This window comes from Antrihabitans auranticaus (assembly GCF_016481275.1).
Taxonomy (GTDB): Bacteria; Actinomycetota; Actinomycetes; order Mycobacteriales; family Mycobacteriaceae; genus Antrihabitans.
Genome location: NZ_JAEMNW010000003.1, coordinates 624,201 through 645,237, shown reverse-complemented (window position 1 = coordinate 645,237; position 21,037 = coordinate 624,201). Strand labels below are relative to the sequence as shown.

20 protein-coding genes are annotated in these 21,037 nt (G+C 65.2%); 8 read left to right on the top strand and 12 right to left on the bottom strand.

Annotation, left to right across the window (positions count from 1 at the left end; all coding sequences use genetic code 11):
* Positions 1 to 104 precede the first annotated feature (104 nt).
* The gene (locus JGU72_RS17240) at positions 105 to 1,094 is read left to right on the top strand and encodes an ATP-binding cassette domain-containing protein (protein ID WP_199685155.1); all 990 of its coding nucleotides are present in this window, start codon (positions 105 to 107) and stop codon (positions 1,092 to 1,094) included.
* Positions 1,091 to 1,894, top strand: a complete 804-nt coding sequence (locus JGU72_RS17235) for an ABC transporter permease (protein ID WP_199685154.1) — start codon at positions 1,091 to 1,093, stop codon at positions 1,892 to 1,894. Before JGU72_RS17240 ends, JGU72_RS17235 begins: the two co-directional genes overlap by 4 nt.
* Here the strand turns inward: JGU72_RS17235 and JGU72_RS17230 are convergent.
* A complete protein-coding gene (locus JGU72_RS17230) occupies positions 1,891 to 2,625 on the bottom strand; it encodes an AMP-binding protein (RefSeq protein WP_199685153.1) in 735 nt (244 codons plus the stop codon). The genes JGU72_RS17235 and JGU72_RS17230 overlap by 4 nt on opposite strands.
* Positions 2,626 to 2,934: 309 nt before the next feature.
* Here JGU72_RS17230 and JGU72_RS17225 point away from each other — a divergent pair, with 309 nt between their 5' ends.
* Positions 2,935 to 5,130 (top strand): MMPL family transporter, encoded by a 2,196-nt coding sequence (locus JGU72_RS17225; protein WP_199685152.1) that lies wholly within the window; start codon positions 2,935 to 2,937, stop codon positions 5,128 to 5,130.
* On the opposite strand, the gene JGU72_RS17220 is transcribed toward JGU72_RS17225, so the two are convergent.
* Positions 5,127 to 5,729: a TetR/AcrR family transcriptional regulator gene (locus JGU72_RS17220; RefSeq protein ID WP_199685151.1), complete on the bottom strand. Its 603-nt coding sequence runs from the start codon at positions 5,727 to 5,729 to the stop codon at positions 5,127 to 5,129. The two genes, JGU72_RS17225 and JGU72_RS17220, sit on opposite strands and share 4 nt — an antisense overlap.
* A gap of 98 nt (positions 5,730 to 5,827) precedes the next feature.
* Here JGU72_RS17220 and JGU72_RS17215 point away from each other — a divergent pair, with 98 nt between their 5' ends.
* Positions 5,828 to 6,811, top strand: a complete 984-nt coding sequence (locus tag JGU72_RS17215) for an ABC transporter permease (RefSeq protein ID WP_199685150.1) — start codon at positions 5,828 to 5,830, stop codon at positions 6,809 to 6,811.
* On the opposite strand, the gene JGU72_RS17210 is transcribed toward JGU72_RS17215, so the two are convergent.
* Positions 6,756 to 7,235 carry a hypothetical protein gene (locus tag JGU72_RS17210; protein WP_199685414.1) on the bottom strand — a complete coding sequence of 160 codons (480 nt, stop codon included), beginning with the start codon at positions 7,233 to 7,235 and terminating at the stop codon, positions 6,756 to 6,758. The genes JGU72_RS17215 and JGU72_RS17210 overlap by 56 nt on opposite strands.
* A 72-nt stretch (positions 7,236 to 7,307) precedes the next feature.
* Between JGU72_RS17210 and JGU72_RS17205 the strand changes: the two genes are divergently transcribed.
* Together JGU72_RS17205 and JGU72_RS17200 are read left to right on the top strand one after the other, a co-directional pair.
* Complete coding sequence (locus tag JGU72_RS17205) at positions 7,308 to 7,835, top strand: peptidylprolyl isomerase (RefSeq protein WP_199685149.1); 528 nt, start codon at positions 7,308 to 7,310, stop codon at positions 7,833 to 7,835.
* 11 nt (positions 7,836 to 7,846) lie between these two features.
* Positions 7,847 to 8,752, top strand: a complete 906-nt coding sequence (locus JGU72_RS17200; RefSeq protein WP_199685148.1) for a rhomboid family intramembrane serine protease — start codon at positions 7,847 to 7,849, stop codon at positions 8,750 to 8,752.
* A gap of 4 nt (positions 8,753 to 8,756) precedes the next feature.
* Here the strand turns inward: JGU72_RS17200 and JGU72_RS17195 are convergent, their stop codons facing one another.
* Complete coding sequence (locus tag JGU72_RS17195) at positions 8,757 to 9,218, bottom strand: PH domain-containing protein (protein WP_199685147.1); 462 nt, start codon at positions 9,216 to 9,218, stop codon at positions 8,757 to 8,759.
* 28 nt (positions 9,219 to 9,246) lie between these two features.
* The gene (crgA, locus tag JGU72_RS17190) at positions 9,247 to 9,510 is read right to left on the bottom strand and encodes a cell division protein CrgA (RefSeq protein ID WP_199685146.1); all 264 of its coding nucleotides are present in this window, start codon (positions 9,508 to 9,510) and stop codon (positions 9,247 to 9,249) included.
* 184 nt (positions 9,511 to 9,694) lie between these two features.
* Here crgA and JGU72_RS17185 point away from each other — a divergent pair, with 184 nt between their 5' ends.
* Complete coding sequence (locus tag JGU72_RS17185) at positions 9,695 to 10,423, top strand: DUF881 domain-containing protein (RefSeq protein ID WP_199685395.1); 729 nt, start codon at positions 9,695 to 9,697, stop codon at positions 10,421 to 10,423.
* 33 nt (positions 10,424 to 10,456) lie between these two features.
* Entirely contained in the window at positions 10,457 to 11,098 is a 642-nt protein-coding gene (locus JGU72_RS17180) for an aminodeoxychorismate/anthranilate synthase component II (protein ID WP_199685145.1), read from the top strand.
* An 8-nt stretch (positions 11,099 to 11,106) separates the two neighbouring features.
* Here the strand turns inward: JGU72_RS17180 and pknB are convergent, their stop codons facing one another.
* The 7 genes from pknB to JGU72_RS17145 form a co-directional block, all read right to left on the bottom strand.
* Positions 11,107 to 13,032: a Stk1 family PASTA domain-containing Ser/Thr kinase gene (gene pknB, locus JGU72_RS17175; protein ID WP_199685144.1), complete on the bottom strand. Its 1,926-nt coding sequence runs from the start codon at positions 13,030 to 13,032 to the stop codon at positions 11,107 to 11,109.
* Entirely contained in the window at positions 13,029 to 14,522 is a 1,494-nt protein-coding gene (locus JGU72_RS17170; protein WP_199685143.1) for a serine/threonine-protein kinase, read from the bottom strand. The genes pknB and JGU72_RS17170 overlap by 4 nt, the downstream gene beginning before the upstream one ends.
* Positions 14,523 to 14,601: 79 nt before the next feature.
* Entirely contained in the window at positions 14,602 to 16,071 is a 1,470-nt protein-coding gene (locus tag JGU72_RS17165; protein ID WP_199685142.1) for a peptidoglycan D,D-transpeptidase FtsI family protein, read from the bottom strand.
* Positions 16,068 to 17,567, bottom strand: a complete 1,500-nt coding sequence (locus JGU72_RS17160; protein ID WP_199685141.1) for an FtsW/RodA/SpoVE family cell cycle protein — start codon at positions 17,565 to 17,567, stop codon at positions 16,068 to 16,070. Before JGU72_RS17160 ends, JGU72_RS17165 begins: the two co-directional genes overlap by 4 nt.
* The gene (locus JGU72_RS17155; RefSeq protein ID WP_199685140.1) at positions 17,568 to 19,013 is read right to left on the bottom strand and encodes a PP2C family protein-serine/threonine phosphatase; all 1,446 of its coding nucleotides are present in this window, start codon (positions 19,011 to 19,013) and stop codon (positions 17,568 to 17,570) included.
* Positions 19,010 to 19,474, bottom strand: coding sequence for an FHA domain-containing protein FhaB/FipA (locus JGU72_RS17150; protein WP_199685139.1), 465 nt, complete (start codon positions 19,472 to 19,474; stop codon positions 19,010 to 19,012). The genes JGU72_RS17155 and JGU72_RS17150 overlap by 4 nt, the downstream gene beginning before the upstream one ends.
* A gap of 201 nt (positions 19,475 to 19,675) precedes the next feature.
* Positions 19,676 to 20,884, bottom strand: a complete 1,209-nt coding sequence (locus tag JGU72_RS17145) for a DUF3662 and FHA domain-containing protein (protein WP_199685138.1) — start codon at positions 20,882 to 20,884, stop codon at positions 19,676 to 19,678.
* Positions 20,885 to 21,037: the final 153 nt, after the last annotated feature.

Sequence of the window (21,037 nt, the reverse complement as noted above, 5' to 3'; positions counted from 1 at the left end):
TCTGAACTAGCGACCGATACAAAAGTCGGATGCGTGTCGGTGCCCTCCGCAATACTGTCGACGTCGGACATACCCAGCACGCAATTACCGAGAACAGGAATGTCATGCCCAATGCAATCGAGGCCGAAGGCCTGATCAAACGCTACGGCAAACTCACAGCTCTCGATGGTCTGGATCTGGAAGTCCCCGAGGGCACAGTCATGGCGTTGCTCGGCCCCAACGGCGCTGGAAAGACCACAACGGTTCGTGTACTGACCACCTTGCTGAAACCGGACGCGGGCAGCGCGCGAGTCGCCGGCCTCGACGTAGTTGCGCAGGCGCGGGAGCTGCGCTCACGCATCGGCGCGTCAGGGCAGTATGCGGCCGTCGACGAGTACCTGACCGGCGCGGAGAACCTCGAGATGGTCGGCAGGCTCTACCACCTCGGGACCAAGCGGAGTAAGCAAAGAGCCCGCGAGCTGCTCGATCGGTTCGAACTGAACGACGCCGCGGACCGCCCGGTCAAGGGCTATTCGGGCGGTATGCGACGGCGCCTGGACCTCGCCGGTGCGCTGGTGGCAAATCCTCCCGTGTTGTTCCTGGACGAGCCGACCACGGGGCTCGATCCGCGGGCAAGGCTCGGAATGTGGGACGTGATCGAAGAACTGGTCGCCGGCGGAACCACGCTGTTGCTCACGAGTCAGTACATGGAGGAAGCCGACCGCCTCGCCGACAAGATCGCGGTGATCGACCACGGCCGCGCCATCGCGCTCGGGACCGCCGATCAGCTGAAGGATCAGGTCGGCGGCGAGCGCATCGAGCTGACTGTCAACGATCCAGCCGATCTCCAGACGGCAAAGGTCACTCTGGCGCCCATCGCAGTCGGCGAAATGCAGGTCGACACGAACATCAGGAAGATAACCGTCCCGATCACCGATGGTTCGGCGTCCCTGGTCGAAGCGCTGAGCCGGCTGTCCGCCGAGGGTGTGAAGGTGCGCGACGTCGGGTTGCGCCGACCGACTCTGGACGACGTGTTCATCGCGTTGACCGGGCACGAGGCAGACATGACGCAGAACAGTGCCGACAGCGATTCCACGAAGGAGCTCACGCGATGAACGCGGTCCAGATGGCAGTGGTCGACGGTGTCACCATTGCCAAACGCAACGTCATCAAGATCAAGCGGGTACCCGACCTGCTCGTCTTCACGATCATGTCGCCGATCATGTTCGTGCTGCTGTTTGCGTACGTGTTCGGCAGCGTCATCGACATGCCGGGGATTTCGTACCGCGAGTTCCTGATTGCCGGAATCTTCACCCAGACAGTCATTTTCGGTGGTACATGGACCGGACTCGGGTTGGCGGAGGACCTGCAGAAGGGCATCATCGACCGCTTTCGGTCGTTGCCGATGTCGCCGGCCGCAGTGCTTGTCGGCCGCACCGCGAGCGACATCATCATCAACGTGATCAGCCTCGTCGCGATGGCCTTGACCGGCCTTCTCGTCGGTTGGCGGATCCGCACGTCCTTCTGGGAGGCGGCTGCCGGGTTCGCGCTGCTCGTGCTCTTCGCGTACGCCTTCTCGTGGGTGATGGCTGTCGTCGGGCTGTGGATCCGAACGCCGGAGATCTACAACAACGCGGTCTTCATGGTCACGTTCCCCCTCACGTTCATTGCCAACACCTTTGCCAACAGCGCCGAGTTCCCGACGGTGTTGCGGCACATCGCCGATTGGAATCCGGTGTCCGCGCTGACCCAGGCGGTCCGGGAATTGTTCGGAAACACGAGTCCCGACGTGCCGATCTCGGACGCGTGGCCGATCCAGAACGCGGAGTTGGCGTCGCTGCTGTGGATGGCCGTGATGTTGATCGTGTTCGTACCACTCGCGATCTGGCGATACCAGAAAGCGGTCAGCCGCTAGTAGCGCTTCGCGTCCGGGACGACAACGGTGCCGCCGACAAGCAGCGGCGAGCAGAGATCCCAGGCCGGGCACAGGATGGGTGAATCGGTGCTCGACAATGCGGTGTTGCCGTTGCGCAGGCCGAACTCGACCATGAGCCAGTCGAGCCGGTCAGCGATTGTGCCGTGGCTGACGGTCGACGCAACGGGGTGACCGGACTGGTCCTTGGTGAAGATCGTGTAGGCGGGGTCGCCGAGCCGAATCGGCTTGGCGCGCTCTGCCGGGCGGATCGGACTGTGGTCGGCCGGTCGCCGGACAGCGTCGATCGCAATCGCGTACTCCGGAGCTGTGCCACGCCGGGAAGCGGTGAGGATGCAGATCGGGTCGACGGCTGCGACCATGGCGGCGACGCGGTCCGCCGGTTGTTCTGGGTCGATCGGCAGCACCGCACCTCCGGCCTTGGCAACCGCGTAGATTGCGACGATCAAGTCGAGGGACAGTCCCATCATCAGCACGACGTGCGTATCGGGTTCCACACCGAGCCGAATAAGGCCACGCGCCAACCGATTCACCCGCTGATCGAGTTCTCCGTAGGTCACCTGCCGGCCGTCGTGGACGACTGCAACCGCATCCGGCGCGGCGGTGACCTGGGCATCGAAAAGTTCTAGGACGGTCACCGGCACGAGGGTCCGGCGCGCGACCCGCGGCGCTTCCCAGCGGGCTTCCTGCATGATGCCGGTTCTACTGATCACTGATGCGTCCTCGGTACGAAATGCCTCTCGAACGAGGCGCAAGGTCTGTTTCCGAGCGAAGAATACCGTGAAATCCGAGAAACTTCATGATCTGCGCATCCCGATGGCTATCGGCTCCGGGTATGAGAAATCAGTCGATAGCTAGGCTAAATAGTGCCGAGAGCTAAACAGCTGACAAGGCAGGCAAATTGTCAGCGAATACCTCGGGCGCCATCCGCGGGTCGGTTGACCAAGATCACTGACTCGGTTGTCAGTCCATCCGGTTAGGCTGACCTCCGAAGCTCGAACAGGACAAAGGGGAGGGCCGCAATGGCGGAAAAGGCGTCTCGAGTACTGAGCCGGTGGCCGGTATTCACGATTGTCGCCATTGCGATTCTGGTGTTGCTGGCCGGCGGGTTCGGCGGATCGTTCCAATCCAAGCTCACCGAAGTGCAGAAGAACGACAACACCGCGTGGTTACCGCACTCTGCGGAATCGACGAAGGTCGACGAAGAGGCGCAGAAGTTCCTCACCGTGCAGACGTTTCCCGGGTTCGTCGTCTTTCATCGGGAATCGCAACTGACGGCGGACGACAAGGCGCGAGTCCAGGCCGCGCAAGAGAAGATTGCGGCCATCCACGGCGTGGATTCGCAATCGGTGCTGCAACTCCCGCCAGCTCGAGATGGCACTGCCGCAGCAATTCTCGCGCCGCTGATCGCCAAACAGGACGGTGTCTCGCTGACCGGTGAGGAGGTCGCCGAGACCGAGCAGACGGTCATGGACACGGCGCGCGAAGCGATCGACGGAGCGCAGGGGCTCGAGGTCTACCCGGCGGGTCCGGGCGGATTGTTCACGGCCTTCATCGATGCCCTCGCAGGGCTGGACGGTCTGCTGCTGCTCGTGGCGCTCGGCGTCGTGATCGTCATCCTGCTACTGGTCTATCGCTCGCCCGTGCTGTGGATCTTCCCGATTCTGTCTGCGATTCTGGCGATCGGTCTCGCGTCGATGCTCGTCTACTTCATGGCCGACGCGGACATCGTAACAGTGAACGGACAGACCCAGGGTGTCCTGTTCGTGCTGATCATCGGTGCCGGCACCGACTACGCCCTGCTGCTCATTTCCCGTTATCGCGAGGAACTGCACGAGTTCGAGAATCGGTTCGAGGCGATGCAGAAGGCGTGGCGCGAGACGGCGGGTGCGATCGTCGCATCGGCAGCGACCGTGATCGTCGGCCTGCTCTGCCTTTCCTTTTCGGAGCTCGGGTCCAATCGAGGGCTCGGACCTGTTGCCGCGATCGGGATCGCGTGCACGTTGCTGATCATGATGACGTTCCTGCCCGTCTCTCTCGCTCTCGCAGGCCGTTGGGTCTTCTGGCCGCGCCGGCCGGAAGCCGATCACGAAGTAGATATCTCGACGCACGGGCTGTGGGGCCGGATCTCGCGGGCGGTCGTGGACCACCGGCGACCGGCCTGGATCGGAGCGACGCTGCTCTTGCTCGTGGGCATTCTCGGCATCGGTGCGTTGGACACCGACGGACTCTCGCTGCAGCAGAACTTCACGAACAACCCGCCTGCGGCGGTCGGGCAGAAGTTGTTCGACGAGAAGTTCGACAAGGGCGCCGGAGCGCCCACTGTCATCGCGACGAATGCGAACGCCGCCGACACCGTGATTCGTACAGTGCAACTGGACCCGGGTGTGTCGAAGGCGCCGGGATCGGTCTGCCGGCAATCCGATCTGGTGAAACTCGCCGAGCTGGCGAAACAGTTCCCGTCGGGCCAATCGCCGTCCGGAGCGACGCCGACCTGCATCGTTCCCGCCGACCCGATCGACGGCCGGATCCTCATCAACGCAACGCTCGTCGACTCGTTCGACTCACCCGAGGCGCTCGAGACGGTCGAGCGACTGCGTTCGACGCTGCACGCCATCCCCGGTGCCGATGCTCTGGTCGGCGGTTCGTCGGCGGCAACGCTCGATGTGCAGCAGGCGGCCGTGCACGACCGCAACCTGATCATCCCGATCGTGCTGATCGTGATCTTCCTCGTGCTGGCGTTGCTGTTGCGCGCAGTCGTCGCCCCGATATTGCTCATCGCCTCGGTCGTGCTGTCGTTCGGTGCGGCTCTCGGCGTGAGCGGGTTCGTGTTCACCCACGTCTTCGGGTTCGCGGGCGCCGACCAATCCTTCACGCTCTTCGTGTTCGTGTTCCTCGTGGCGCTGGGAATCGACTACAACATCTTCCTGATGACACGTGTCCGGGAGGAAACTCCCGAACACGGTGCGCGCGAAGGCATTCGACGAGGGCTTGCCGTCACCGGTGGCGTCATCACCTCGGCCGGAGCAGTCCTCGCCGCGACGTTCGCCATGCTTGGTGTGCTGCCCATCGTTGCATTTGCCGAGATCGGCTTCGCGGTTGCGTTCGGCGTACTGCTGGACACGATCGTCGTTCGTAGCATCCTCGTTCCCGCCCTCGCCCACGACATCGGCAAGAAGATCTGGTGGCCGTCGAAGCTGGCGTTCGCAAAAGACTAGGGCGACAGCGCGTCGAGACCGACCCGGATGTCGTGCGGGTGGATGTCACCCAGCAATATTCGCTGGGTGACGAAGCCCATGATCGTCGACAGCAGGGTCTTGGCGATCGCGGCGGTCGTTGCCGGGTCCGGCGTGGAGCCGTTTCGCACGAGCCAGGCGCCTGCGATCTCGGCGAAGGTCGCGCGGAGCTGCGTGTAGCGCGTAGTCAGAGCCTTGTGGACGGCAGGGTTTCGCGGCGCTTCGGCCCAGGCGTACAGAGCAATTCGGGTGACGTCGTCGGACCCCTGCTGGGCAAGAGTGCCGAGGATTGTCGTCAACAGCTGTTCGATTGTGTCGCCGATCGTCGGATGGGTTGCCGACTCGTCGAACACCGTGCGCGCGCGTTCCAGCAGTATGTCGAGCGTTTCGTCGATCGTGGCCAGGATGAGTGCGTCTTTGCCCGGAAAGTATCCGTAGAGGGCGCCGGCGGAGAGCCCCGTTTCCGCGATCACATCGTCCATCGACGTCATGTGAAACCCGTTCGAAGCGAAACGCCGCCGTGCTGCGTCGATGATCTGACTGCGGCGCGCGACTCGGTGCGCTTCGGTCACCTTGGGCATGTTCCGAGAATAAAAGCGAACCCTCGTTCTTGACAAGGAAAACGCTACGGGCGGACACTGTGGTTAACGGGAACGTACGTTCTTTTTAGGAGGTTCCGATGACCAAGAACGACCTTCGGCACATCATCGGTGCGACTGTTGTTGCCGCTCTGCTTGTTTCGGTATTCGTGGTTGCATTTGCGTGGCCGGCTGCGAACCTGCGACCACGCGATGTCCCGATCGGAGTTGCCGGCCCGGCGCCCTTCGTCGCACAGGTCGAGCAACGCCTATCGGCAGCGCAACCGGGCGGTTTCGAGATCACCGCTTACGAAAACCCGGCGGCCGCACGAGACGCCATTAAAGCTCGCGAGATCTACGGCGCGATCGTGGCAGGTCAGCCGCCGACCGTTCTGACGGCGCCCGCGGGCAGCGCAGCCGTCGCCCAGGCGCTCGAGGGAATCGCAGCAGGAATCAACGGAGTCACACCGGTCCCGACAGAGCAGGTGGTCCCGCTGCCTGCCGAGGATCCCCGAGGAATCGGGTTCTCCGCGGGTGCGCTTCCGATGGTCCTCGGCGCGTTGCTGACGGGAATCATCAGCTTCCTGCTGTTGGCCACAGTCGGTGCTCGGTTGACCGCGTTGACAACTGGATCGATCGCGGCGGCACTCGTAGCGGCGGCGTTGCTCGGACCATGGCTCGGGATTCTGCCCGGTGCGTACGTCGAGACTTCCGCAGCCATTGCGCTCGGGTTCTTTGCAGGCGGTGCGATGGTGGTCGGCTGGGCGTCGCTGATCGGTCCGCCGGGCATCGGTGTTGCCGCCGTGCTGCTGATGGTGCTGGGCAACCCATTGTCCGGTGCGCCGAGCGCACCGGAATTGCTGCCGACCGGTTGGGGAGCCCTCGGTCAATGGCTCCCGCCCGGCGCGTTGACTTCGCTGTTGCGCTCGGTTGCCTACTTCGACGGGGCCGGCGGTGCACGACCTGCTGCGATACTGGCCGCGTGGGCAGTCCTCGGCGTGACGCTGGCAGCGCTCGGTGCCCGCCGCGCTAAGGCGTCGCCCGAGCCTCTTCGTCCACCACAACAGCCGGCGCCGACCCATTAGCTGACGGACCGAGAGTCGGCGGCGCGTCCGCAACCGGCGGCGCGGTTTTGCGGCGGCGGCTCGCGCTGAAGAATGCGGCGCCCGCGGCAACGACAGCAAAGACGCCGGCGCCGATCGCGAGTCGGGTGCGTGTGCTCGACCCGCTGCCGACCGCTGCGACGTCGGTCGCTGCTGCGCGCGCGGCCTCTGACCTCGCGGCGAGCTCGGAACGGGCGACCCGCGCTCTGGCGACTCCCGTCTTGGCCAGCGTGTATCCGGCCTTGCCGAGCAGGAAGCCCAGCCCACCGGTGCCTTTTGCAAGCGCGGCGACTCCGGAGCCTGCTTGGTGGATGGCCCTCGAATAGGTGAGGGACGAGCTGGAATCGGTACTCGAATCGTCGAGTACCGCAATATCGGACTCGGGTGCGGACTTCTTAAGCCTCATCAGTCCACTCTGACATAGCAGAGCGTGTGCGCGGTTGAACTTGCCGCTAGAGGGTCGTGGCACGATGTAGCGGTGACCTCACCGATTCAGACCTCGACAGCGACGCTGCACACCAACCGTGGCGACATCAAAATCGCGTTGTTCGGCAACCACGCGCCGAAGACGGTCGGCAACTTCGTCGGCCTCGCCGACGGGTCCGCGCAGTACACGACCAAGAATGCGGCCGGCAACACGTCCGGACCGTTCTACGACGGCGCGGTGTTCCACCGCGTCATCCGCGGCTTCATGATCCAGGGCGGCGACCCGACCGGTACCGGAGCGGGCGGCCCGGGGTACGAATTCGGCGACGAGTTCCACCCCGAGCTCAAGTTCGACCGCGCGTACCTCCTCGCGATGGCGAATGCCGGACCGGGCACCAACGGTTCGCAGTTCTTCATCACGGTCGGCGCGACCCCGCACCTCAACCGCAAGCACACGATCTTCGGCGAGGTAGTCGATGCCGACTCGCGCGCAGTCGTCGACGCGATCGCGACCACGGCAACCGATCGGCGTGACCGTCCGTCCGAACCTGTCGTGATCAATTCGATCACGATCGCTTGATTGGCGAACACATGAGTACGGGTGGCGGTTACCCGCCGCCGCCGACGTGCGTTCGGCACCCGGACCGGCCGACCGGCTTGTCGTGCAATCGATGCGGTCGTCCCTCGTGCGCGGACTGCCTGCGGGAAGCGGCGGTCGGTTTCCAGTGTGTGGATTGCGTGCGCCAGGGCCGGTCCGAGGTGCGGCAGGTACGTACGGTGGCAGGCGCGCCGGCACGCAGCACGGCGACGCCGGTCGTGACGTATGCGCTCATCGCGCTGAACGTCCTCGTCTTCGCGATAACCGCGGTCCAGTCGAGCAATCTCATGGACAACGAACGCGGTTCGCGCCTGTTCGCCGACTGGGCACTATGGGCACCGGCGGTTGCGAACGGTGAATTCGTTCGTGTCGTGGGAAGCGGCTTCCTGCATTTCGGGCCGGTCCACCTGCTCGTGAACATGCTCGCGCTGTATGTCGTGGGTAAAGACGTCGAACTCGTCCTCGGCTGGGCGCGCTACCTGGCCGTCTATCTGACCTCGCTGCTCGGTGGCGCAGCCGCTGTCCTGGCGCTTCAGGACAATGCGGTGACCGCCGGCGCGTCCGGTGCGATCTTCGGACTCTTCGGCGCGATGGCGGTGATTCTGATCCGTATCCGGCAAAGTCCCGGACCGGTACTGGCGATGATCGTCATCAACGTGATCATCAGCGTGTCGATCCCGGGCATTTCGCTGTGGGGCCATCTCGGCGGCCTGGCAGCGGGGACGGCAGCGACGGTCGGACTCTTGTTTGCACCTGGGTGGCTGCGTCGGGCGGGTACGAATGTGACCGACTCGACGGCCCGTCTGGTCGGTTGGCTGACCGTTGTGGGCGTCGCGGTGTTCGCTGTTGCCGTGGTGTGCGTTCGTGCGCTGCAGATCCGCACCGAACTCGGGCTGTGACGCGCTAGTCCTCGCTCGGCGAGAGACCGTGCACCGAGATCGCGTCGAAGACATCTTCCGGATTCGCGCCCAGGTCCCAGCGCCCGAAAATCAGCAGCCGGCCCTCGGGGTCGGCTGCTGACTGCACGTCGATCTCGAGAACCGGTACGCGACGACCCAGCCGCGGGTAACGGACGATGCGCGCTCTGCGCACCTCCGTGTGGTCGTAGACGACCGCCCCGCGGATGCGCTTCACTCGTAGCCTGCGGCCGCTGAGGATCGCCAGCTTAGGTCGCTGCGCGAAGCCCAACCCTGCGACAGCGAGCAAGCCCACGGCCGCCAGTCCGACGAGGAGTTGGCCCGGACGGTCGTTGGGTACTGCGACCGCGGCCAGCGCGAGTGCGACACCCCCGACTGCGGCGACCACGAGTGCTGCCGTAGGCGTTGACCAGGACACTTCCGATTCATCCACAGGGGTTATCCACATTGGGGATGAATGACATCGATGTAATTGGCTAGCGCCACTTCATCGTCATGACGAGCCCGACGACCATCAGACCGAAGCCGATCAGGAAGTTCCAGGCATTGAGGTTCGCCATCCACTCGATCTGCTCGGCGGCCAGGTAGTAGACGATGAGCCACGCCAATCCGGCGAGCATGAAGCCGAGCATGATCGCCACGTACCAGACGGGCGACGGGCCGGCCTTGATCTTGACCGGCGTGCGGCTTGCGGGGTTGATCGTGTAGTCGGTCTTCTTGCGGACCTTCGACTTGGGCATGACTTCCTCTTCGAACGTAGAATCAGGACCTTCTGTCACAGAATCAGGCCCTGTCTCACAGAATGCCTGGAAACTGTGTCACAGCTTCGGGGGTGCCAGGCGCGTGCGACACCCGATGGTGTGGTGTACACGCTAACCTAGCGCCGATACCGTCGGATTTGCCAAAGCGGGATGGGGCGAGGATCTGCGAAACCGGGCCTGGCAGGCGCTTGCCCTCGTCGTGTGCGCGATAGCCGGTCTGCTGGTGACGACAACCCGGCAGCTGTCGGACGGCGTCGAGCTGCGAAGCAGCGATTCTGCCCGGTTGTCCGACCTTGTGCGCGCGGCGGAGGGCGCTGCTGACGAAGCCGCCGTCGAACGTGATGCGCTCGCGTCGAGGGTTCGGTCACTACAGGAAAGTGCAGCCCAATCGGATGCCGCGGTCGCAGCGGCGCTCGGTGAGGCGGACCGGCTTGCCACCGCGGCAGGTCTGGACGAGCTCTCCGGACCGGGCATCGTCGTAACCCTCACCGACGCTCCGCGGGACGCCGAAGGGCGCTATCCGGAATCGGCGACACCCGACGACCTCGTCGTTCATCAGCAGGATGTGCAGAGCGTTCTCAACGCATTGTGGGCGGGCGGCGCGGAGGGCATCGCCATGCAGGATCAACGGATCGGCGCCGACTCCGCGCCGCGTTGTATCGGTGGGACGCTGCTGCTGGGAGGCAGGTCGTACGGTCCGCCGTATGTGATCACCGCCGTGGGCGACCCGGGGAGATTGTCCGGCGCGCTTGCCGCGGAGCCGGGTGTGCGGCTGTTTCAGCAGTACGCTGCCAGGTATCGATTGGGGTATTCGGAGACCCTCGGCGACCGCCTGACCGTCCCGGCATACGCCGGGTCCGATCAGGTCCGCTTCGCCCGCTCGAGCGGCTGAACCTCGCCGGATTTCACCACGTACCCTGCTGGTATGCGGATCTTGGTGGTCGACAACTACGACAGCTTCGTGTTCAACCTCGTCCAATACCTGGGCCAGCTCGGCACGCGAGCGACCGTGTGGCGCAACGACGACCCCAATCTCGCTGATCTCGACGCCGTCGCAGCCCAGTTCGACGGTGTTCTCCTGAGCCCGGGACCGGGCACCCCGCAGCGCGCCGGTGCAACGATGGGTCTCGTCGAGGCGTGTGCCCGCGCACGGACACCACTGCTCGGCGTATGCCTCGGGCACCAGGCGATCGGCGCAGTCTTCGGTGGCACGGTCGATCGCGCACCAGAGTTGCTGCACGGCAAGACCAGCGTCGTGAACCACACCGGCGTCGGCGTGCTCGAAGGGCTGCCGAACCCGTTCATCGCAACCCGGTACCACTCACTGACGGTTCTCGAGGAGACCATTCCGGCTGAGCTGGAGGTCACCGCGCATTCGGAGAGTGGCGTCGTGATGGCCTTTCGCCACCGCACCCTGCCGATCCACGGTGTCCAGTTCCACCCGGAATCCGTCCTGACACAGGGTGGGCACCGGATGCTCGCCAACTGGCTCAGCCTGTGCGGCGACCGCCCGACCGAAGGGCTCGTCTCCACGCTCGAAGCCGAGGTGGCCGCCGCGATGGCGTGAGTCGCGCCTCAGCGCGGGATGCCGACTATCCCGATCGACACGGCAACAGGCCCGTTTCGCGGTAGTGGGCTTCCCGGAGGGAACTGCTGTGTCACCACTTTGCCGATCTTGGCACGGTCGAGCGTCGGCTCCTGGGTCTGAATCAGCTGTTCGTTCGGGGCCGCCCAACCTGCGGCGCGCAGCAATTCGAGCGCCCTGCCGACGTCCTGGTTCAGGAGGTCCGGCATCGGTACGGTGTCACCCTTCGACACCCGGACGGTGACGGTGCTGCCTCGGTCCTTCTGCGTGCCGCCCGGCGGGTCCGTCGAGACGACTTCGCCGACGGGCTGCTGCGAAACGACCTCTTCGATGACGACAACGAAGCCCCGGGAGTCGAGCGCGGCGGAGGCCTCGTTGATCGGCCGACCGACCACATTGTTGACCTCGAGCTGGGCGGGACCGGTACCGAGGGTGAGCTCGATCGGCGAGCAGCTGTTCGCGATCGTGTTCGCGGCCGGCGTCTGCACGACGACTTTGCCGACGTCTGCCCTGGTCGACTCTTTTTCGCTGGTGTCTCCGGCCAGCGTCATGCCTTGCCGGCCGGCCTCCGCTTCGGCTTCGGTCTTGGTTTTACCGAGAAGGCTCGGGACCTTGACCATCTGCGGGCCCTTGGAGACCTCGAGGGTGACCTCGCTGCCCTCGTCGTTGCGGGAGCCGGACAGCGGCTTCGTGGAGATCACGTCGCCCGGTTTGCCCTGGCAGCTGTAGATGTCGACGCGATTGACGTCGAATCCTGCGTTGGTGAGGAGCGCCTCGGCATCGGACACGGACTTTTCGGCGACGTTCGGAACCTCGACCTGGTCGGGTCGTGAACCTGGTCCCTTGAACCAGAGGAAGACACCGACGAAGGCGACCACCAGCAGCGCCGCGACGATCATCGCGGTGATGCGCAAGCCGCGCCGTTTACCGTCGTCGTCGTCATCCTCGTCGTTGTCGGGGATGTCGGCGCCGTACGAGTCCTTGACCGCTGCGCGATGCCGGCGCGGCGGTGGATCGCCCCCGCCGAGAATCGTCGTGCGGTCCTCTTCGGTCATGATCGTCGGCGCGACGGGCCGTTGACCGCCGAGGACGCGAATCAAGTCGCTCCGCATTTCTGCCGCAGACTGATAGCGGTTCGCCGGGTTCTTGCTCATCGCCTTGAGGATCACGGAGTCGAGCTCGCGCGGCACACCCTCGTGCACCGACGACGGCATCGGCGGATCTTCGCGAACGTGCTGGTAAGCGACCGCGACGGGCGAATCGCCCTTGAACGGCGGCTCGGCCGTCAAGATCTCGAACAGCACGCAGCCGACCGAATACACATCCGAGCGTGCATCGACCTGCTCGCCCCGGGCCTGCTCGGGCGAAAGGTATTGCGCCGTACCGATTACCGCGGCGGTCTGCGTCATCGGGCTGGAACTGTCCGCGATCGCACGGGCGATGCCGAAATCCATCACCTTCACGGCGCCGGCCTTGTTGATCATGATGTTCGCGGGCTTCATGTCGCGATGCACGATGCCGTTGCGGTGGCTGAAATCCAGCGCAGCGCAGACGTCGGCGATGACCTCCATAGCTTTGCGCGGCGTCATCGGGCCCTTGGCCCGGACGATGTCGCGCAGCGTGTCACCGTCGACGTACTCCATCACGATGAACGGCAGCGGCCCGGCCTCGGTTTCCGCCTCGCCGGTGTCGTAGACGGCAACGATTGCGGGGTGGTTCAGCGCCGCCGCATTCTGGGCTTCCCGGCGAAACCGCAGGTAGAACGTTGGGTCGCGCGCGAGGTCGGCGCGCAGAACCTTGATCGCCACGTCCCGGCTGAGCCGTAGATCGCGCGCCAGATGCACCTCGGACATGCCACCGAAGCCGAGGATCTCACCCAGGTCGTACCGGGCCGAGAGTTTGCGCGGCGTCGTCATCGCGGTCCTAGCGTCGGCAGCGTGAAGCCACCGGTGGGAACGGTGAGCGTCGGCAGCCCGAGCGGCCGCGACGGGCTGACCGCAGACGTCGGCTGAGTGACCGGCGGCGTCGTCGTGGTCGGCGGGGTGGTCGTCGTTGTCGTGGTTGTCGTGGTGGTGGTCGTAGTCGTGGACTCCGTGGTCGTGGTGGTCGTAGAAGGTTCGGTCGTCGTCGGCTCGGTGGTTTCTTCTCTGGTGGTCGTCGTCTCGGGCACGGTCGTCCGCTCGACGGTCGTCTGTTCGAGGGTCGAGGTGTTACCGGTCGGCGCCGGGTTGTCGTCGTTGCCCTTGAGAGCGAGCCATGCGGCGAGCAGCAGAGCGATGAGCAGTGCTGTGCCGCCGATGCCCGCAAGCGCCTTCTGCCCCGGCGACATGCCGCCTCTCGGTGGTGGCTGGCGCCGATGTGGCGCAGGCGTGTAAACCGGTGCGGGACGGGAGAATTCGCTGTTCCCAGACATGATCTGGGTCGCCTGCGTGGGTGGCGGCGGTGGCGGGAGGACGCGCGCGGCACCGGTCGGCGTCGGCGCGACAGCGGGCATCGCCGCGGTACCCATCTGCGTGGACAATCCCGGCACTGCCGACTGCGGACCGCCTGGCACGGCACCGGGCGGCGGTGGCCGCCGACCGGCACGGACTGCCGCGACGGCGTCGGCAAATTCGCCGCCGCTCCTGTACCGGCCCGTCGGATCCTTGACCAGTGTGATCTCGATCAGTTCCCGGACGTTGGGCGGTAGGTCCTCGGGCAGGGGCGCGGGGGCCTCACGAACGTGCTTCATCGCGACGGTGATCGCGCCTTCGCCCACGAACGGCCGCTTGCCCGCCAGTGCCTCGTAGCCGACCACGCCGAGCGCGTAAACATCGCTCGCGGACGTCGCGTCCTGGCCGAGAGCCTGCTCGGGCGCGATGTACTGCGCTGTACCCATGACCATGCCGGTCTTGGTGACGGGGGAGGCGTCCACCGCCTTGGCAATGCCGAAGTCGGTGATCTTCACCTGACCGGTCGGGGTGACGAGGATATTGCCCGGCTTCACATCCCGATGCACCACGCCGGCGGCGTGCGCGACCTCGAGCGCGCGGCCGGTCTGTTCGAGCATGTCGAGGGCGTGTTGCATCGACAGTCGACCGACCCGGCCCAGCACCGCGTTGAGTGGCTCGCCCGCGACCAGTTCCATGACGAGGTATGAGGTCTCGCCGCCTGAGGGATCGGTCGTTTCGCCGTAGTCGTAGACGCCCGCGATGCCCTGGTGGTTCAGCATCGCGGTGGTTCGGGCCTCTGTGCGGAAGCGTTCTTTGAACGTCGGATCGGCCGAAAGCTCCGCCTTGAGAACCTTCACCGCCACCCGCCGGTCGAGCCGGTTGTCGGTGGCTTCCCAGACCTGTCCCATGCCACCGGTCGCGATCAGCCGCTGCAAGCGATACCGGTTGGCGATGAGGGCGCCGTTGCTCAGCACTTGTCCGCACCCCCATCATCGCCGCGCGCAACTACGCCCACACGGCGGCCCGTCCCCGAGTAAAGAACTGTCGCGCTCATTATTTATCCAAACCGGCGGCGATGACAGCTCGAGCGATCGGAGCGGCGACAGATGCGCCCGTCGCGGACTGTCCGCGGTCTCCGCCGTCCTCGACGATCACCGCAATCGCGATCTTCGGGTCGTCAGCCGGTGCGAACGCGATATACCAGGCGTTCGGCGGCAGGCCGTCACCGTGCTCGGCAGTTCCGGTCTTCGACGCGATCTGCGCGCTGGGCAACGAGCCGTTCACGATTCCGAGCTCCGCGTGCTTCTCGGCCTCGATCATCATGTTGGTCAGCTGTGCCGCCACATCGCGGCTGATCGCCTGCTCGACGGATGCCGGCCGCGTGGTTGCGAGGTCGGAGTAGTCCGGACCCTGCAGTTCGGCGACCAGATGCGGTTCCATCCGCAGACCACCGTTTGCGACGGTCGCGGCGATCACTGCGTTCTGCATCGGCGTAAGTGCCACGTTCTTCTGCCCGATGCTGGCCTGGCCGAGTTCAGCGTCGTCCTCGATCGCACCGACCGTGCTTGCGGCAACTTCGATCGGGATCGTCGAGGTCGACTCGATGCCGAATGCTTCGGCCTGAGCCCGCAGGTCCGCGTCTGTCAGCTGGATTCCGAGCTCGGCGAAGGCGGTGTTGCACGACTCGGCGAACGCGACCGTCAGGGTCGTCGTCGCGCCGCCGCCGGGTCCGCAGTGCGAATTGCCGTAGTTGGGCAGCTGCGTATTGGTACCCGGCAGAGTGATGCTCGGCGCTGCCGTCACCTGCTGGTCCGGGCTTGCGCCGTTGCTCAGCGCGCCCGCCGCGACCACGACCTTGAACGTCGAACCAGGCGCGTAACGCTGGGACACAGCGCGATTCAGCGTCGGATGATCGGGGTCGCTTTCGAGAAGGTCCTTGTTCTGCGCGACGACGCCCGGGTTGTGACCGGCGAGCAGGTTCGGGTCGAAACTCGGCGTCGACACCATCGCAAGGATGTTTCCGGTGCTCGGTTCGATTGCCACGACCGAGCCGCGGAAGCCCTTCGACGTCAGTTCGTCGTACGCGACCTGCTGCATGCGCGGCTTGATCGTCGTGACGACGTTGCCGCCGCGCGGATCGCGACCGGAGAGCAAGTCGAAGAACCGGCGCCCGAACAGCCGATCATCGGACCCGTTGAGCACCTGATTCTCGGCGAGCTCCAATCCGGTGCTGCCGTAGTGCATCGAATAGAAACCCGTGACGGGTGCGTACGCCAGCGGGCTCGTCGGGTAGGTCCGCAGGTACTTGTAGCGATCGTCGGTGGGCACCGACACCGCCAAGGGCTGACCGTCGGCGCTGATCTGGCCGCGTTGGCGCGAGTACTCGTCGAGTGAGACCCGCTTGTTGAGCGGGTTGAGTCGCAGGTGGTCGGCGTTGATGACCTGAACGTAGGTCGCGTTGGCGAGCAACACCACGACCATCGCCAGGACGGTCATGGACACACGACGCAGGGCGGCGTTCATCGCTTCTTCAGCATTTCAGTCGGGGCATCGGCGATCGGGGCTTGCACGCTCTTCTTGGCCGGGGCGGGGGCACGCGCGGCATCGGAAATCTTGATCAACAGCGCGAGGAGAATGTAGTTCGCCAGCACCGACGACCCGCCGTACGAGACGAAGGGGGTTGTGAGGCCGGTGAGCGGGATCAACTTGGTGACGCCGCCGACGACCACGAACAGCTGGACGGCAATCGTGAACGACAGTCCGGCGGCGAGGAGCTTGCCGAAGCTGTCCCGCACGGCGAGCGCGGTTCGCAGACCGCGCACGATGAACACCAGGTAGAGCACGAGAACGGCGGCAAGACCGACGAGGCCGAGCTCTTCACCGATCGTCGAGATGATGAAGTCGGTGTTCGCCAGCGGAACCTGGTTGGGGCGCCCGTTACCCAGGCCGGTCCCGAAGATTCCGCCCGTGGCAAGGCCGAACAGCGCCTGCGTGATCTGATACCCGGCACCGTCGGGGTCGGCGAAGGGGTCGAGCCAGACGTCGGTCCGCAGGCGTACGTGGCTGAAGGCGTTGTACGCGAAGATGAAACCGACGATCAGCAGACCGCCGCCGATGAGCACCCACCCCACGCGCCCGGTCGCGATGTACAGCATGGTCAGTACCGTCGAGAAGATCAGCATCGAGGTGCCGAGGTCTTTCTCGAAGACGAGCACGCCGATCGAGATGACCCATGCGGCGAGTATCGGTCCGAGGTCACGCCCGCGCGGGAAGTCCATACCGAGGAAGTGTTTGCCGGCGGTCGTGAACAGCTCGCGTTTCGCGACGAGTATCGACGCGAAGAAGATGATCAGCAGGATCTTCGCGAACTCACCGGGCTGAACGTTGAAGCCGGGCAGGCGAATCCAGATCTTCGAACCGTTGGTCGTCGAGTAGGCGCTCGGCAAAAGCGCCGGAATCGCCAGCAACACCAGGCCGCAGAGTCCGAGCGTGTAGCCGTAGCGCGCGAGCGTCCGGTAATCGCGCAGGATGACCAGTACGGCGAGGAAGCCGATCAGGGCGAGCGAGGTCCAGAGCACCTGCTGATTGGCCGCGGGGTCCGGCATGATGACGTCGCAGTCGGGCTTGCCCGCGCACTCGGCAACTTCGAATTTGGCCTCCTCGATCGACGCGAGATCGAGTCGGTGGATGAGGACGAGGCCCAGACCGTTCAGCACGGCGACGATCGGCAGCAGCAACGGGTCCGCATACGGTGCGAACCGCCGAACACCCAGGTGGGCGATCGTGAACAACGCCATGTAGGCCAGGCCGTACTTGACGAGGTCCCAGGTGATCGACTGCTCTTGGCTCGCTTCTACGAGCACCAGCGACAACGTTGTCAGCAGCGCCGCGAAACCGAGCAGCAGCAATTCGATGTTGCGCCGATTCGACTGGATCGGCGCTGGGGCGAAACCACCTGGTGGGCTCGGAAAGGATGGCGCGGGTCTCGCCTTGGCCGGGGGTTCGGGGGACGACGACATTCAGTTCCCCGGCCTGCATTGGGGTGCCGGCAATTGTGAGGTCGTCGTCGGAGCCGGTGTCGTCGTGGTCGGCGGTTGCGGTGTCTCGGTCTGGTCGGCCGGCGCCGGCGGCGCGGGGGTTTCGGTCACCGGCGGGACGAACGGGCCCGGTGTCGCAGATGGCGTGGTCGTCGGCGTGGCCGGCTCCGGCTTGCAGACCTCTTTCAAGTTCTCGGCGATGAGGCGGCGCATCGTGGCCTCGGCCTCGTCGTAGGAACCGTTTGGCAGACCACTGCTGACCTGACTCTGCGCGGCGTCCGTGAGGTCGCTGTTCTCCAGCAGGCGGCAGCCCGGATGGTCCGCGTCGGGCGTGATGATCGTCAGCGCGCCGGAATTGTCGACGCAGCCGTTTCGGAAGACGTCTTCGAACGAATAGCCGGGTACCGACAACGGAATTCCACGCAGGATGACGATCTCGCCGTCGCGCTCGGCGACGTAGTAATTGTTGCGAATCATCTTGGCAGCCACGATGATTCCGATCAACAGGACGACCACGACGCCAGCTGCGATGAGCAGCCAGCGCAATTTGTGACTCTGCTTGGGCGGCGTTTCGCGGACCAGCGGAAGTCGCTTGGGCGCGGCGCGCGGTGGGCGCATCGCAGCCGCTCGGCCCGCGGACGTGTTCGGCGGGGGAGTGTCGTCGTCCACACCCGACGCCGCACCGGCGACGATCGGATGGCTCTGGCCGTAATCGAGGTCGATGACGTCGGCGACCACAACGGTCACGTTGTCGGGTCCACCGCTGCGGAGCGCAAGCTCGATCAACCGGTCCGCGCACTCGTCCTGGTTGCCCTCACGCATCGTGTTGGCGATCGTCTCGTCGCTCACCACATCCGAAAGCCCGTCCGAGCACAGCAGATAGCGGTCACCGGCGCGCGCTTCGCGAACCGTGAGCGTCGGCTCGATCTCGTTTCCGGTCAACGCCCGCATGATCAGCGAACGCTGTGGATGCGAATGTGCCTGCTCGGCGGTGATCCGGCCCTCGTCGACGAGCGACTGGACGAACGTGTCGTCGCGCGTGATCTGCGCGAGTTCGCCGTCGCGCAGCAGGTAGGCCCGCGAGTCGCCGATGTGCACGAGGCCGAGCTTGGTGCCGGCGAAGAGAATCGCGGTGAGCGTCGTGCCCATGCCGTCGAGTTCGGGCTCTTCGTCGACCTGGTCCGCGATCGATGCGTTGCCCTCGCGCGTCGCGGCCTCGAGTTTGCCGAGCAGATCGTTGCCGGGCTCGTCGTCGTCCAGGTGCGCGAGCGCCTCGATCATGAGTTGCGACGCGACTTCACCGGCGGCGTGGCCGCCCATGCCGTCGGCAAGCGCAAGGAGGCGAGCGCCCGCGTATACGGAGTCTTCGTTGTTGGATCTGACGAGGCCGCGGTCGCTTCGCGCGGCATAGCGCAGTACAAGGGTCACGATCGCAGCTCGATCACGGTCTTGCCGACCCGAACTGGCGTCCCCAGCGGCACGCGCACGGCAGTCGTCACTTTCGCTCGGTCGAGATAGGTCCCGTTAGTGGACCCGAGATCCTCGACGTACCAATCCGAGCCACGAGGAGACAATCTAGCGTGACGAGTGGATGCATAGTCGTCTGTGAGCACGAGTGTCGAGTCGTCGGCCCGTCCGATCAGCACAGGTTGAGTGCTCAAAGATATGCGAGTACCCGCGAGCGAGCCCTGCGTCACGATCAGATGCTTCGCGGACTTGTGCCGGTTGAACGACGGCAGGACGTTGCTGCTGCGGGACTGACGCGGCTGAATCCGGATGCCCGAGGCCGCGTAGATGTCACTTCGCAACGTCCGCAGCACCGCCCAGACGAACAGCCACAACACGAGGAGAAAGCCTGCTCGGGTCAATTGCAGAATCAGGCCCTGCACCGCGATCTACCTCCTCGCCTCGCCCGGACTGTTGCACGGCAGCCCGCAGCGAACCGTCGAGGCACACTGCGGGTGTTGGCAGCATCATATGGTGCTGGCAACGCTTCGAGAACACGATAGAGATCAGGTATCACGATACGGAATCGGCCCGGGTTATCTGACATAGCGAAACGCGGTGTCCGAGTCGAGACGCGCGGCGGCTCAGAGGATTCGGATCAGGATCTCGGAGTGTCCGGCGCGGATCAGGTCGCCGTCGGCGAGCTGCCATTCCTGCCCGACCGGTGAACCGTTGACCGTGGTGCCGTTCGTCGAACCAAGATCGAACAGCATTGCGACGTGCCCATCCCACCGGATCTCGAAATGCCGGCGCGAAACGCCGGTGTCCGGGAGCCGGAACTGCGCGTCCTGGCCGCGCCCGATCACGTTGTTGCCGTCGCGCAGCTGATAGGTGCGACCGCTGCCGTCGTCGAGCTGCAACGTCGCCGTGTAGTTGGCTGCCGGTGCGGCATAGCCGCCGCCGTAGCCCTGGTCGCCGTAGGCAGGCTGCTGACCGTACCCCTGTTGGCCATAGCCCTGCTGGCCGTAGGGCTGCTGGCCGTAGGCCTGGTCGGAGTAGCCCTGCTGGCCGTAGTTGGGATCGGCGTAACCCTGCTGGCCGTAGGGCTGCTGGCCGTAGGCCTGGTCGGAATACCCCTGCTGGCCGTAGGGCTGCTGGCCATACGCCTGGTCGGAGTACGGCTGCTGCCCCTGCTGGTCGTATCCGCCCTGGTAGCCGCCGCCGTAGCCCTGGTCGTAGCCGTTTTGCTGGCCCGGCTGCCCGTAGCCCCCCTGCTGGTCGTATCCGTTCTGGTAGCCAGGCTGGGCGTACCCACCCTGCTGCGGATAGCGCGGATCCTGGCCCTGCTGATGACGGTCGTCGCCGGGACGATCGGCGGCCTCACGGCTCGGGTCGTAGCCTGAGTTCTGCGTCATATCGCCGGCTCCTGGTTGCGGTGTAGCGGGTGGTCGTTGACTGGGTGGCCGCTGCGTGCGGTCGACGTCCGGATCTACTCGTCCACTCGCGCGGAACTGACCGGTGTGCAAAGTGGGTGACGCCTCGAACTCGACGAGCACGGAGCCGTAGGTCTGCCAACCCTGCTCGCGGATGTAGTCCTCCAAATGCTTGGAGAACGTGCGAACGGTCAAGTCGTGGTCGGCGGCCAGCTTCTCGTGATCGGACGCGTTGATCGTCACGACATAACAGTTGGGTGCCAGTAGATGGCCGCCCTCGAGCTCTGTGACACTGTCCGTCGCAGCGGTCTGCAGCGCGACTTCGACCTCTTGGGGGACGACGCTGCCACCGAACACCCGGGCGAACGCGTCACCGACGGCGCCTTGCAGCTTCCGCTCGAATCGTTGCACGATCTTCATCAGGAGCCTCCTCTCGGCGAGTTCTTCGGGCGTGCGGGCTCGCCTTCTGTGAGCGTGTCACGAAGTCGAACCGGTCTCGCCATGATATCTATCATCGGCGCTACCGGTGCTATCCGACAGATTCGACGCTCGCGGAAACCCGTTTCGTGACCA